Genomic DNA, 14,832 nt, shown 5'->3' on the forward strand with positions numbered 1-14,832 from the left:
ATCTTTGCCTTTTAATATATAAAGATATGTTTTCAAAATTAGCTTATTCCGTTTTCGAACAAAGTATTAAAGATTATCACCAATTTGATAATGTTGATCAGCCTATAAATAATCCGTTTCCTAAGGACAAATTTGAACATTTATTGTATCATAAAAACTGGATTGACACAGTGCAATGGCATTTTGAAGATATTATCCGTGACCCAAATATTGACCCGGTTGCTGCTTTGACTTTGAAAAGAAGAATCGATGCTTCTAATCAAGAGCGTACAGATATGGTGGAATATATTGACAGTTATTTTCTTCAAAAATACAGCCATGTAGTAGTAAAAGAAAGTGCTAAAATCAATTCAGAAAGTCCTGCTTGGGCTTTTGACAGATTATCAATTTTAGCCTTGAAAATTTATCACATGAATGAAGAAGCGACTCGTGCAGCAGCTTCACAAGATCACAGAGATAAATGTCAGGCAAAATTAAATATTCTTTTAGAGCAAAGAACTGATTTGTCAACCGCAATTGATGACTTAATAAAAGACATTGAAAATGGTGATAAATTCATGAAAGTGTACAAGCAGATGAAAATGTACAATGATGATGATTTGAATCCTGTTTTGTACCAAAACAAGAAGTAATTGTTATTTTAAATTGTCCCAAAAAATCAAACATATAGCCGTCATGAGACTTTCCGCAATGGGAGATGTCGCCATGACGGTTCCTGTTTTACGCGCTTTTGTAAACCAGCATCCAGAAGTTAAAATTACGGTCGTTTCCAGACCGTTTTTCAAACCTTTTTTTGATTCCATCCCCAACGTTTCTTTTTTTGCTTTCGATGAAAAAGAACGGCACAAAGGGTTTCTGGGATTGTTGCGTTTGTTCCATGATTTAAAAGCACTTCATATTGATGCTTTCGCCGATTTGCATAATGTTTTGCGGTCTAAAATCGTCAGAAATCTTTTTGCTTTAAGCGGAAAAAAAGTGGCCTCGGTTGATAAAGGAAGAGCAGAGAAAAAAGCATTAACCCAACCCGAAAATAAAGTTTTCAAACAACTTCCAACGATGTTTGAAAGACACTGCAAAGTATTTGAACAACTTGGTTTTACAGTTGATTTATCTCATCCGATTTTCCCCAAAAAACAAACTTTAGATATTGAAATCATTAGTTTGACTGGAGAAAAAAACCAGAAATGGATAGGAATTGCTCCTTTTGCACAATATGACTCTAAAGTGTATCCTTTGGATTTGATGCAAGAAGTCATCAACCAATTAGCCAAAAATGCGGACTGTAAAATACTGCTTTTTGGTGGTGGAAAAAAGGAAATAGAACTCTTAAATTCGCTTTCTTCCAACAAAGAAAATGTCATTACTATGGCAGGGCAACTCAAATTTCAACAAGAATTGCAACTCATCAGTAATCTTGATGTGATGCTTTCTATGGATTCCGGAAATGCGCATATTGCTGCTATGCTTGGTGTGAAAGTCATTACGCTTTGGGGTGCAACACATCCTTATGCGGGATTTTCACCGTTTAATCAACCTTTAGAAAATGCGTTGGTTTCGGATAGAAATTTGTTTCCTAAATTACCGACTTCGGTGTATGGAAATAAAAAAGTCGAAGGGTATGAAGATGCCATGCGAACGATTGCTGTGGAGAAAATAGTCCTCAGTGTTCAGTAAACAGACTCCGTTTATTATGTTGTGTTTAATAGGCAACAGTTAGTTGAAATTCTAAGACGTGAATACAAGTATCAAACAAGAAAATAGCAGGTGAAAACAACCGGAAAAGTAAAAACGTACAGTCCACAGGGTTTTCGGGATAGATTTCTTGAAAATGATAACTCCAAAGACTATCTTTTTAAATCAAACTCAGAACATTTCTTTTGCCTGAAATTGGAAGAAATTAATCAACTTAAATTTCCTGTACCACCATCCAAACACATTTGTCACACGTTACTATTCATTACCTCTGGAACCCACAAAATAAAGATTGGGTTCGAGGAATATACGACACAATCCAATGAAATTATAGTAATTCCGGCGGGACAGATTTTTTCAATAGACTCCATAATTACGGAAATAGAGGGGTTTATTTGTCAGTTCCATCCCAATATTCTAATAGGAAAATACGGGAATCCAGAAATGGTAAATGATTTTGATTTTTTAAAAATTTGGGGCAACCCTGACCTTTATTTTCCAAATAAGGAACCTCAGTTTATCATACAGCTGTTAAATCGTTTACAGGTTGAATATACGGAATCAGGTGTCACAAATTTGGATATTATACAGCCTTATTTGATTGCTTTACTTTGTGAAATCAATAAAAACGGATTAAAAACAGATAAAAATGGAACAGCTGCCACTGTGCTCACAACTAAGTTTAAAGAACTTATTTATGCTCACATCAATCAACAGCATCAGGTTAATTATTATGCTTCAATACTTAATGTCACTCCAAATCATCTCAACAAATCTATAAAATCCGCTACAGGAAAGTCACCTACCAAATGGATTGAAGAATCCATTTTACTGGAAGCTAAATATTTATTATATCAAACCAATCTGAGTGTCAGTGAAATTGCAATGCAGGTAGGTCATTATGACCAGTCTTATTTCAGTCGCATATTCAAAAAAAACGAAGGTGTATCACCAATGCAGTATCGAAAAATGATTGATAAATCCTAACTATTGATTATGGAATCCTACTATCCTCCTGGGTAATGAATGAAATTTGCATGCTATAAAAAAAGCAAAAATGATTTATATTTTTAAAACATCAGTAGATACAAAATTGAAATTTGAGTTAGCAACAGTCTTATTAAATGGGTTGTTACCAACTGCCAGCTGGAATTTTGATCTTGAAGACTGCGATAATATTTTAAGAATAGATAGCGAAACTGAAATAATGGAATCGATATTAAATAATGGAACTTTTGACTGTATAGAATTAGAAGAATAATCGCATTAGCAAAATAAACTTTACTCCCACACTTTATGGATACGGTACTTCACCAAAACAAAACATTTGAAAACATTGATTATTCAGAACAAAAAATAACGGACAGTGAATTTTTTAAATGTGAATTTGTAAACTGTAACTTTTCAAAAAGTGATTTAAGCCATAATGATTTTATGGAGTGTAGTTTTAAAAACTGTAATTTTTCTTTAGCTGTACTTTATAACACAGGATTGAAAAATATTCAATTTATTGGGTGTAAATTAATGGGTTTGGATTTTACAATATGTAATAACTTCTTATTTTCTATGAACTTTCAGGATTGCATTCTGGACTATTCAACTTTTCTGCAAAAGAAAATGAAAAAGACCAATTTTGTGGATTGCTCCTTACAAGATGTAGATTTTTCAAATGCTGATTTAACGATGGCTTTGTTTAAAAATTCCGACCTCTCGAACGCTACTTTTGCAGGGACAATTCTTGAGAAAGCAGATTTTCGTACTGCGAAAAACTATTCTTTTGACCCAGCAGATAATAAAATGAAGAGAGCAAAATTTTCACAGGGACAGCTTGCGGGGCTATTAGATAAATTTGACCTTGATATTGAATAAATATACAAATGAATCTACCAATAGAAAAATACTTTGGTTTCCGATAGAAATCAGTTTCCAAAATTGCCTACTTCGATTTATGGAAATAAAAAGGTGTTGGATTATTAAGATGTCATGTGAACGATTGCTGTTGATTCTATCGTAAAGGCTTTAAATGTCTGTAAAAGAATAAATTAAAAAATTATACATAAATATGGTGTTTTAATTTTTTCAAGATTCTATTATTTTATGTAAGAATAATTTTAACTTTTTTATAACTAAAAAATTTGAAATTTTTAGTGAGAATAATACTATTTTTGGTTTAAGTGCGTTAAGTTTTACACTCAAAACTAACCTGATGTGAAAGAGGATTGCTTTTTTCGGTGAAGTTGCTTTTATAAAGCTTGAATGCTAATCCAATAAAAATAGAAACTATTTATGCCAAAAATTACAGCAACAATTGCAATTTTGTTCTTATTTTCTTTTTCAGCGTTTTCTCAAAAAGCAAACCTTTCGGGTGTTTTAACGGATGGTAGCGAAAAAAAACCTGTTTACAATTCAGTTATTGCTTTATTAACTCCCATAGACTCTATTTTATACAAGTTTACCCGATCGGATAAAGAGGGAAACTTTAATCTCAAAAATGTAAAAGCAGGAAACTATATATTGATGACAGCGCATAGCCAATATGCCGATTATGTAGATGCCATAATCGTTAATGAAAATGAGAAAAACTTAGGAACAATTGCTTTGATAAGCAAAATAAAACTGCTGCGAGAAGTAATTATAAAGACGGGTTCCATTAGAATTAAAGGAGATACTACCAGTTATAGAGCGGGTGATTTTAAGGTTGATGCCAATGCCAATGTAGAAGAATTACTAAAAAAACTACCAGGGATACAAGTAGATAAAAATGGTGTCATAAAAGCCATGGGGGAAACTGTAGAAAAGGTATTGGTTGATGGCGAAGAATTTTTTGGCGATGATCCTGGCATGGCGGTAAAAAACTTACGAGCAGATGCGGTAAAAGAAGTACAAGTTTTTGATAAGAAAAGTGATCAAGCCGAGTTTACAGGAATTGATGATGGCAACACAAAAAAAACAATTAACCTAAAATTAAAGGAGGATAAGAAGAAAGGGTATTTTGGCAAAATAGACGCTGCAAACGGACCATTAACAAATGTAGATTCTAGATACAATACGAATCTTATGTTTAGTGATTTTAAAGGCAAAAGAAAACTATCTGCTTTTTTATTAAATGGTAATACGGGTCAAGATGGACTTGGTTGGCAAGATAGCGAAAAATTTGGTGGACGAGAGAATGATATAAGTATGAGTATGGATGATGATGGAAATGTAAATTATGAATGGACAGGTGGCAATACTGATGATGAACCTTATGTTGACACTCAAAATGGTTTTATCAAAAACACCAATGCAGGATTGCAGTACAGCAACAAGTGGAATGATAAACAAACATTGAATTTATCGCCAAAATATAATAAGCAAATTTACACCAACAATAATAGCAGGATTACCCAAACACAAGTAGGAGAAACCCAATTAAACGAAAACACATCAACGATAAGTAATGTAAACAGAAGTAATTTTAAACTAAATGCTACTTACGACGTAAAATTAGATTCTATAAATTCCATAAAATTTACCGCGAAAACCAATTTTTATACTACCGATAGCGATGAATTTACAAACGGACAGACTACGGGAAATGATGGATTGTTAAAAAACAAACAGGAAAAAACATTTACTACAAATTCGGATAAGGAATCATTGTTTGCCAGTATTTTGTATAAACATAAATTCGCCAAAGCCCGTCGAACATTTTCTGTAAATAGTAGTTGGAATATTTTGAATACGAATGTAAATAATTTTTTGAAGTCTTTTAATGAAAGTTATGATGGAGGTGTTTTTTCCTCTAGGGATGATGTGGATCAAAACAAAATTGGAGAGAAAACAAGTCAAAACCTTACTGTAAACGTTGCCTATACGGAGCCTATTGGTAAGAAATTTGCATTGCAATTCGCCCATCAAGTAACTTATAATAGTGGCGAAAGCAATTATTTAACGTATGGTTATTCAGATGTTACAGGCAAGTATGATTTGATTGTAAATTCTTTATCAAACCAGTTTAAACAAACAATAACAACAAACAAACCCAATATAAAATTGAGTTACAATGCCAAAAAAATAAATTATAGTTTTGGAAGTGGTTTCGGTTTTACTTCGTTTGATTTGCAAGATCAAACTTTAAACAAAGAATACAAGCGCAGCTATACTAACTTTTTTCCAGCTGCAAATTTCTCTTATAAATACAAAAGCAATAGTAACCTGCGTTTCAATTATCAAGGTGCAACCAAACAGCCTACCATCGATCAATTACAGCCTTTGAGGAACAATCAAGATTTTTTTAATCAAATTGTAGGTAATCCAGATTTAAAGCAATCCTTTACCAATAGTATAAACCTATCAAACAGTAGTTATAGTATTTTGACAGAATCGCAATTTTACCAGAGTATTTCTTTTAGAACTACTTCTAATTTAATTTCTTACAACAAAGATATAGATCCAGAAAGTGCTAAAACAATTACCAAACCCATAAACACAAACGGTAATTTTTCTGGAAATTTTTATTTTGGATATGGATTTAAGATAAAAAAAATAGATTTACAAGTTAATCTTAATCCATCTGTTAACTATAACAAATCAGTACTTAGTATTAATAACAAAACTAGTAATTCTAATACTTTAAATTCAGGATTTTCAATTTATTTATATAAATCAAAAGAAAAGAAATACGAATTTAGTTTAAGTAATAATTTTTCAAATAGCAGAAACAGTACTTCTCAAAACGAGGAAATAAAATCATTTAATACCAATAATTTGGGCTTGGATATAGGGGTTTATTTCAGAGAAAAATGGAAACTATCCACAGACTACAATTTATATTCTAGGCAAAAAACAATCGATTTTCAAACCAATCTTACCAATCAATTGTGGAATGCAAGGCTGCAACGTACTTTCAAAAATGATGAGTTTACGGCTTATATCATGGTACGAGATATTTTGAATCAAAATATAGGCATAAATAGATATGTTCATGAAAATGTAATAGGTGAGGAACGAAATGATAGGCTCAAAAGATATGCTATGATAGGCTTTACCTGGAATTTTAAAAACAAAGGCGAAACAGCAAAAAAATAAATTTGTAACTGTTCTGAAATAAAACATACAAATTTGACAACGTCATTTTGCTTTTTTTAACGCAGAATAAAAGCAAAGAACGAGACAAAACGAGTTCACGGAATAACAATAAATAGTAACATATGAAATCAATACTTTTTTTTATTACTGTACTAATTTTTACAACTACATCAAAAGCACAACAATTTATAGATAAAGCTGTAATTGAATATGAAGTAAATACCAATCTCAAAAAAACGATGAGCAATGATAGTTGGGATGAGATGATGAAAGACAACCTGTCGGACCTAAAAATATCCTATTTCACCTATACTTTTGCTGACAACAAAAGTATTTACAAATTTGATAGATGGAGCCCAAAAACAAGAATACCAAAACATGAAAAAGATGCAGATGAAGAAAACACTTGGTATTTTGATTTTAAAACAGGAAAAATGAATATGCAAAAACAAATAGTAGGAACTAATTTTGTAATAGCAGATAGCATACCAAATATACAATGGAAAATCACAAATGAACATAGAGAAATAGCCGGTTATAATTGCCGAAAAGCCGTAGGCAAAATAATGGATGACGTATATGTATTTGCTTTTTACACAGACGATATTACCATTTCTGGCGGTCCATGTTCTATAAGCGGTTTACCGGGTATGATTTTGGGACTTTCAATACCAAGATTATACACCTCATTTATCGCGACCAAAATAGATTTAAATAGCAGCACCACATCTGACATAAAACCCATTACAGCCAAAAAAACCTATGACTTAATGGGGCTAAAATCGTTGATAGAAGAAAAAACAAAGGATTGGTACACCTATGGCGAGGATAAAGAAGAAAACAAAAGACAAAAAAATCTTTTTTTGTGGAATGCTTTTCTATAATTGGGTAACAACTTGATTTTGAATAGTGTTACGGAAACAGAATTTTTTTCAGTTGTAGCTTTTGTTTGGTCCTTTAGTTTGTGGGCACAGAATGCGCTATCGAGGTGGCGACATATCCAAACAGGTCGGGTGAAATTACATATTAGTTTTTTTAGCAGAACCAATTAGAGTTACATCTATTAATTCTAAAGATTTTACCATGTCTTTCACAGTCTCTTTATATTTCTTAAAATGATTTGTTTCAATGTGTGCTTTGTAGGCATCTGTATCGGCATAAATTTCAAGTATTGTGATTTCTGAAGGATTACTTTTATTCGCAACAGCATAATATGTTAACACACCAGGTTCTAGATTAACTGCTTTAGTCATCTGTTCTTTTAGTGCAGTGTTATATTTTTCCAATTGTAATGGGTCAACTTTAATTTTTGCTAATCTAACCATTTGAATTTTTTCTTGCATCATAGTGTTTTTGCTAAATGAAAGGGTTAATATAAATAGGGCAACCAAAACAGTTAGCAATTTAACTCGATTTAATTGTATTTTACTAATAAGTTTAATGGTTTTCATGTTTACTATTTTTAGTTTAAATTATTATTTTCAACGCATCAATTTAGGTTTCTTGTAGCTTGTTTATATGTGTGACTCTATAACACAAATCTATCCTAAATCTTATAGATTATAATCTGCTAATATACTAAAAATCAAAACCTCCCTAAAATTAAAACCTTCCCTTTTCAGAGAAGTTTTCGTTATAATTGAAACGTTTTCTAAACGTCATCATAATCTACATAAATAGTTTCTGACGTTGGGTGCGCTTGACAGGTTAAGATTAAACCATCGGCGATTTCTTTATCGGTAAGAATAGAGTTTTTAGTCATTTCGGCAGTTCCTGAGGTAACACGAGCCAAACAAAGCGTGAATGAAACTAACACCAAAACGGTTGCTACTACATATTTCATAAGATTAAGTTTTAGGTAATAACAACCTACTTTAAGTGCTGTTTGAAAAACGTTTCCAGCTTGTCAAATGGAATAATATTCACTTTATCATACAAATCCACATGAACAGCGTTAGGGATAATCAATAACTCCTTTGGTTCGGAAGCCATTTCATATACATCTTCGCTCATATATCGTGAATGTGCATTTTCTCCAGCAATTAACAGGATTGGTCTTGGAGAGATTTCTTTTAGATAAGTTAGAATTGGCATATTCATCAACGAAATTGCAGAAGTATTTGCCCAAGCACCGTTTGAATTAATTGAACGAGGATGAAAGCCACGTGGCGTTTTATAATAATCGAAATACTCTTTTACAAACTGTGGCTCGTCTCCTGCTAAAGTATCCTTATTAGGTTTTGCACCATATTTAGGTGCTCCGGTTTCAGCATCTTTCCATCGTTGTATGCTCAACAATTCCAACATTTTAGTGCGTTCTTCAAGTGTCGTTTTATCATAATAACCTTTTGAGGAAACTCTAGGAATATCATACATACTTGTTGTGGCTACAGCTTTTACTCGTTTGTCTACAGCTACAGCGTTTAACGCAAAACCACCAAAACCACAAATTCCAATGATGCCAATTTTATTTCTATCCACGTTTTTCTGTAGCCCTAAAAAATCCACCGCTGCACTAAAATCTTCAGTATTGATTTCTGGGGATGCAATATTACGAGGTTCTCCACTACTTTCTCCAGTGTAAGAAGGGTCAAAAGCCAAGGTAATAAAACCACGTTCAGCCATTTGGTTGGCATACAAACCTGATGATTGTTCTTTTACGGCACCAAAAGGTCCACTGATTGCTAATGCTGATAAAGTCTTAGTTCCCATATTTTTTGGTAAATATAAATCGCCCGAAAGTCTGATACCGTATCGATTTTTGAAACTCACTTTTTGACGTGTTACTTTATCACCCAATTGAAAAGTATAGTGTTCTACCGTTTCTGTTGTATTCATTTTTGCTGTATTTTCTGTTTTTAATTTTTGACCAAAAGCCTGTCCAGCTATCATAAGAATAGAAAGGGCTAAAATTGATAATGTTCTCATATTTATTTTATTATTTAGAAATTGATTTGATGAATTTAGCAGGCACACCACCTACAATAGAATTGTCAGGAACATCTTTTGAAACTACTGCACCTGCTGCCACAATTGCGTTTTCACCAATGGTTACTCCTGGTAAAATAGTTGCATTAGCTCCAATCCACGCATTTTTTTTGATGTGAATTGGTTGCGGAATGAGTGAATGTCTGTCTTCGTGCGAAATGGGATGTCCTTCTGATAATAAACTGACTTTGGGAGCAATAAGTACATTATCTTCTATAGTAATACCACCCAAATCCAAGAAAACACAGTCAAAGTTGATAAATACATTTTTACCAATTTTGGTGTGTTTTCCGTAATTGATGTGAAAGGGAGTAAACACAGTTGTGCTTTCATCGATTTCGGTGTCTGTAATTTGGCTCAACAAATCCCTTATTTCTTTTGGATTTGAAGAGTTGTTCATTTGAACGAGTACTTTATTTGTTTCAAATGAGGCTTCTATCAGTTTATAAGCTTGCGGATCGTTAGGTGATATAGTTTTACCTGCTTTTAACTTACTGAATATGTTTTCTGTTGTTGTTACTTCCATTAGTTCTTAAACTATTTGTTTATGAAGCAAAATTAAAAATAAAGCCTCGCAGTAACTTTACTGCGAGGCTCAAATAATCTTTCTGAGAAGCTCAATTTTTAATTAAAAATCAAATATCTGTTGGTGATATTCCGTATTGTTTTTTGAATGCGGTAGAAAAATGCGAAGGGTTTTTAAAACCTACTTCCACATAAACATCCTGAACTTTTTTGCCTTCGTCTTTTAGTTTAATGTATGCAGCTTCAAGCCGTCTTTTTATCAGCCATTTTTGAGGTGTATGATTGCTGATTTTCTTAAAATCTCTTTTGAATGTCGCCAAACTTCTCCCAGTAAAAGACGCAATCTGTTCCATTGTAAGTTCATCTGTATAATTTTCATTCAAAAACTCTAATATGTCCACTTTCCAAGGTTCTGCAAAGTCAAATAAGATGGGATAAAGTTGTTTATTGCTGTTCAACAAAGCATAAATTCCTTCCAATAATTTCAAATGTGTAACACCTTCCGTTGGTTTTATGTTACTATCAAAATAGGGTGTAAGCGATTGAAACAAACTTTCTATAGCTGGCGAAGGTTGTAATTTAAAAACATAATCATCTGAAACAGCTATGTTTTTCGGGATTTCTGCTTTATCCATTTTACTGTAAAATTCACGCAATATACTTCGTTTAAACGTAAGCGAAATGCCTTTGTATAACGCTTCGTCTTTGCTGTTTTTGTACATTTTCAAACGGTGGTCTCTTCTGATAAATGCACAATCACCTGCCTGTAACGTTATTTTCCTATTTCTATCTTCAATAACTTGTTCTCCCGAATATAGATAGACCAAAACGTGTTCTGGAGTTGCGTGAATACATTTTTCGCTGTAATCTGAAAAGCAGGATAAAAATATACCAGAATAAGATATGGTTTTTAAACTATCGTCTTGTTGCACATTCATAATTTGCTGATGTTAGATTATTAACGAACAAATTTAAGGTTTTTGCTTTAGTCTGACTTTATTGTAAGGTTCATTTTGTCTTTCTGTAAGGCTCACTTTAAAATTGTGTCTGGTCAAGTTGTAATGGTTTGCGGTGTCGCTTTACAAAACCTCCCTAAAATAAAAAAACTTCCCTTTTCAGAGAAGTTTTCGTTATAATTTTTTTTACGTTTTCTAAACGTCATCATAATCTACATAAATAGTTTCTGACGTTGGGTGCGCTTGACAGGTTAAGATTAAACCATCGGCGATTTCTTTATCAGTAAGAATAGAGTTTTTAGTCATTTCGGCAGTTCCTGAAGTAACACGAGCTAGACAACTGCTGCATATTCCGCCTTGGCAAGAATAAGGAGCATCAAGACCTTGTTTTAAAGCTGCTTCAAGAATCGTTTGTTTTTGTGACATTTCAAAAGTCGTTTCATCATCATCTACCATAACAGTAATTTTCGAATGACCTTCTAATGATTTTTCGATTTTATGTTCTTTAGAAGAAGTTGTAAACAATTCGAATTTTATGGCTGATTCTTTGATGTTTTTTTCTTTTAATACACCAGAAACGGTATTAATCATTTCCTCCGGGCCACATAAATAGAACTTATCAAATTCCAGTTCCTTGTGTTTGTTATTCAAAACAAAATTTACCGCCGATTTATCTATTCGACCAAATAATGCATTTTCTGCTTTGGCTTGACTGAAAACATAATGCACAAAAAGACGGCCTACATATTGCAATTGCAAATCGTGTAATTCTTGATGAAAGATTGTTTCCTCAGGAGATTTGTTACCATAAACAAGGACAAAAGAACTTTTAGGTTCACTTTTCAATACTGATTTCAGGATAGAAAGTACGGGTGTGATTCCGCTTCCGGCTACAAAAGCCACATAATTTTTTTGTCGGTCAGCTTGTGGTTCAAAAGTAAATTTCCCTTCTGGTTTTCCTACTTCCAGTGCATCACCTGCCTTCAATTTTGTATTGGCAAACTGAGAAAAAGCACCGTTTTTTACTGCTTTTACAGCAATTCGCAATTCCCCGCTTTCTGGAGCGGAACAAAGAGAATACGCACGGCGAATTTCCTGATTGTCTAAGGTAAGTCGAAGATTAATATATTGACCAGCAACAAAAGTATAGTTTGGTTTTAATTCCTCGGGAACATTAAAAAGTATGGAAACCGCATCTTTGGTTTCACGTTTTACTTCTTTTATAATAAGTTTTAAAAAGGATGGCATGTGATTAATTTTTTACAAAAGTAGGAAACGACAAATAAATGGGGATTATAATTGCCGATTTTTTTATATTAGATGTAACATTTCAAGAATTTTACTACCAATTACGAAACCAAACTATAAACCATGTTCAAAAAATTTATCTATCTCGAATGGAAGGCTTTCACGAGATCAGCTTCCTTCGCAACAAATTTAGGTTTAAAAATCTTGATGCTTTTTGTGGCGATTTATTTTGCTTTAGTTTTTTTGGCTTTGGGAATTGGAGCCTTTTATATTATTAAGAAAATGAATCTGGAACCATTGGTAACCGTTAATAAATTCCTGATTTACTACTTTTTATTTGATTTAATTATTCGTTTGCTCTTGCAAAAAATTCCGGTAATGAACATTCGTCCTTTATTGGTTTTACCGTTTATGAAACCTACAATTGTTCATTTTTCGTTAGGCAAAACCATGTTGTCTTTTTTTAATTATGCACATGCTTTTTTCTTTTTGCCTTTTTCGGTCGTATTAATCATGGAAGGATATGATGTGGTGAGCGTATTGCTTTGGCATTTAGCCATGATTTCGTTGATTTACATCAACAATTTTCTAAATATTGTATTGAATAATAAAGACAATTTGTTTGCCATTTTCGTGGGAATTATTCTTGTTTTGGGTGGCTGTCAGTATTATCATGTTTTTGATATTACTACTTATACCACGGTTTTCTTTGAGGGTTTATTTCACACAAAATGGATGTTTTTACTGCCAATTTTCGCTTTGATGGGGTTGTATTCTGTTACGTTCACCTATTTCAAAAACAACTTGTACCTTGATTCGGGACTTTCAAACAAACACCAAATCGCCAAAACGGAAGATTTAACCTGGTTGAATCAGTTTGGAACTTTAGGAACATTCTTGAAAAATGATATTAAACTCATCAAAAGAAATAAACGATCTAAAACTACAGTGATTATGAGTGTGGTGTTTTTATTCTATGGTTTTTTATTCTTTACCAATGGAATCAAAGCCTACAACAATCCCATAATGCACATTTTCGCAGGTATTTTTGTTTCAGGTGGCTTTTTATTCACTTTCGGACAATTTGTACCTAGTTGGGACAGTTCGTATTATCAATTAATGATGACGCAAAATATTCCGTATCGAGGATATTTGAGTTCAAAATGGTGGTTGATAGTTATAGCAACCGTTATTTCTACGATTTTAGCATCATTCTATTTGTATTTTGGATGGCAAGTGTATCTGACAATTGTTGTGGGCGCCATTTATAATATTGGAGTCAATTCCCATTTGGTGCTTCTAGCGGGTGTTTATACAAAAACGCCAATAGATTTGGATTCCAGTAAAGGCGCTTTTGGAGATAAAAAAGCCTTTAACGTAAATACCATGTTGATTTCGTTGCCAAAATTGCTATTGCCATTGGGACTTTATTGGATTGGTTCCACATTAATGAGCCCTAATTTAGGATTAGCAATGGTTGCCATTGCCGGAATAATAGGTTTTGCTTTGAGAGATAAAGTTTTCACACAAATTGAGAAAATTTACAAAACCGAGAAGTACAAAACCATAGCGGCATACAAACAAAAGAGTTAACAGTCAATTTTCATAAAGCGATTAACCAAATCAACAAATAACCGATTAAACTTTTTTAAAAATGATACAAGTAAACGATCTTTCAAAAATATATAACCGCACAACGGTTCTTAAAATCGAAAATCTGGAAATCCCAAAAGGGCAAAGTTTTGGATTGGTAGGAAATAATGGCGCCGGAAAAACCACATTTTTCAGTTTGCTATTGGATTTAATCCAGCCTTCAACCGGGCACATTATCAATAATGAAATTCAAGTGAATGCTAGCGAAAACTGGAAACCTTTCACCGCTTCTTTTCTGGACGAAAGCTTTTTAATTGGCTACTTAACCCCCGAAGAATATTTTTATTTCATAGGCGATTTACGCGGACAAAACAAAGCGGATATTGATGCCTTGCTGGTCAAACACGAGGAGTTTTTTAATGGTGAAATCCTGAAAAACAAAAAGTATTTGCGGGATTTATCCAAAGGAAATCAGAAGAAAGTGGGAATTATTGCCACGCTTATAGGAAACCCTGAAGTGGTAATTCTTGACGAACCCTTTGCTAATTTAGACCCAACAACAGTCAATAGATTGAAAAAAATCATCAAAGAATTAGCCGAAAATCCGGATGTCACAGTGCTGGTTTCCAGTCATGATTTAATGCATACGGTGGAGGTTTGTAACAGAATTGTGGCGTTAAACAAAGGCGAAATCGTGAAAGATATTCAAACATCTGCTGAAACGTTGCAAGAACTGGAACTGTTTTTTGCAGTTTAAAAT

General features: G+C 33.0%; 14 protein-coding genes and 1 pseudogene. 9 read left to right on the forward strand and 6 right to left on the reverse strand.

Annotated elements, in window-relative coordinates; all coding sequences use genetic code 11:
• Positions 1–26: 26 nt before the first annotated feature.
• The 7 genes from OA85_RS04930 to OA85_RS04960 all read left to right on the forward strand — a co-directional run bounded on the left by OA85_RS04930 (position 27) and on the right by OA85_RS04960 (position 7,646).
• On the forward strand, positions 27–632 hold the full coding sequence (locus tag OA85_RS04930) for a DUF4254 domain-containing protein (RefSeq protein ID WP_039108375.1): 606 nt from the start codon (positions 27–29) through the stop codon (positions 630–632).
• Positions 633–675: 43 nt separating this feature from the next.
• Positions 676–1,674, forward strand: coding sequence for a glycosyltransferase family 9 protein (locus OA85_RS04935; RefSeq protein ID WP_039108376.1), 999 nt, complete (start codon positions 676–678; stop codon positions 1,672–1,674).
• A gap of 90 nt (positions 1,675–1,764) precedes the next feature.
• On the forward strand, positions 1,765–2,679 hold the full coding sequence (locus OA85_RS04940; RefSeq protein WP_039108377.1) for an AraC family transcriptional regulator: 915 nt from the start codon (positions 1,765–1,767) through the stop codon (positions 2,677–2,679).
• 70 nt (positions 2,680–2,749) lie between these two features.
• A complete protein-coding gene (locus OA85_RS04945) occupies positions 2,750–2,953 on the forward strand; it encodes a hypothetical protein (RefSeq protein WP_039108378.1) in 204 nt (67 codons plus the stop codon).
• A gap of 173 nt (positions 2,954–3,126) precedes the next feature.
• A complete protein-coding gene (locus OA85_RS17705; RefSeq protein ID WP_369699882.1) occupies positions 3,127–3,561 on the forward strand; it encodes a pentapeptide repeat-containing protein in 435 nt (144 codons plus the stop codon).
• Positions 3,562–3,978: 417 nt separating this feature from the next.
• Entirely contained in the window at positions 3,979–6,762 is a 2,784-nt protein-coding gene (locus OA85_RS04955; protein ID WP_039108381.1) for an outer membrane beta-barrel protein, read from the forward strand.
• Positions 6,763–6,884: 122 nt separating this feature from the next.
• Complete coding sequence (locus OA85_RS04960; RefSeq protein WP_052257145.1) at positions 6,885–7,646, forward strand: GLPGLI family protein; 762 nt, start codon at positions 6,885–6,887, stop codon at positions 7,644–7,646.
• A 135-nt stretch (positions 7,647–7,781) separates the two neighbouring features.
• Here OA85_RS04960 and OA85_RS04965 read toward each other — a convergent pair whose 3' ends face one another.
• The 6 genes and pseudogenes from OA85_RS04965 to OA85_RS04990 all read right to left on the reverse strand — a co-directional run bounded on the left by OA85_RS04965 (position 7,782) and on the right by OA85_RS04990 (position 12,479).
• Positions 7,782–8,213, reverse strand: a complete 432-nt coding sequence (locus OA85_RS04965; RefSeq protein WP_039108382.1) for a putative quinol monooxygenase — start codon at positions 8,211–8,213, stop codon at positions 7,782–7,784.
• 200 nt (positions 8,214–8,413) lie between these two features.
• Positions 8,414–8,557: pseudogene (locus OA85_RS04970) on the reverse strand (flavodoxin reductase); the annotation flags it as partial.
• A 74-nt stretch (positions 8,558–8,631) separates the two neighbouring features.
• Positions 8,632–9,690 (reverse strand): alpha/beta hydrolase, encoded by a 1,059-nt coding sequence (locus OA85_RS04975; protein ID WP_039108384.1) that lies wholly within the window; start codon positions 9,688–9,690, stop codon positions 8,632–8,634.
• A gap of 10 nt (positions 9,691–9,700) precedes the next feature.
• Positions 9,701–10,276, reverse strand: a complete 576-nt coding sequence (locus tag OA85_RS04980; RefSeq protein WP_039108385.1) for a sugar O-acetyltransferase — start codon at positions 10,274–10,276, stop codon at positions 9,701–9,703.
• Between the two features lie 109 nt (positions 10,277–10,385).
• On the reverse strand, positions 10,386–11,213 hold the full coding sequence (locus OA85_RS04985; RefSeq protein ID WP_039108386.1) for an AraC family transcriptional regulator: 828 nt from the start codon (positions 11,211–11,213) through the stop codon (positions 10,386–10,388).
• Positions 11,214–11,426: 213 nt separating this feature from the next.
• The gene (locus OA85_RS04990) at positions 11,427–12,479 is read right to left on the reverse strand and encodes a ferredoxin--NADP reductase (RefSeq protein WP_039108387.1); all 1,053 of its coding nucleotides are present in this window, start codon (positions 12,477–12,479) and stop codon (positions 11,427–11,429) included.
• Between the two features lie 123 nt (positions 12,480–12,602).
• On the opposite strand from OA85_RS04990, the gene OA85_RS04995 reads away from it, so the two are divergent.
• Together OA85_RS04995 and OA85_RS05000 are read left to right on the forward strand one after the other, a co-directional pair.
• Positions 12,603–14,072, forward strand: coding sequence for a DUF5687 family protein (locus OA85_RS04995; RefSeq protein ID WP_039108388.1), 1,470 nt, complete (start codon positions 12,603–12,605; stop codon positions 14,070–14,072).
• 61 nt (positions 14,073–14,133) lie between these two features.
• On the forward strand, positions 14,134–14,829 hold the full coding sequence (locus tag OA85_RS05000) for an ABC transporter ATP-binding protein (RefSeq protein ID WP_039108389.1): 696 nt from the start codon (positions 14,134–14,136) through the stop codon (positions 14,827–14,829).
• The last annotated feature ends 3 nt before the right edge of the window (positions 14,830–14,832 follow it).

This window comes from Flavobacterium sp. AED (assembly GCF_000812945.1).
Classification (GTDB): Bacteria; Bacteroidota; Bacteroidia; order Flavobacteriales; family Flavobacteriaceae; genus Flavobacterium.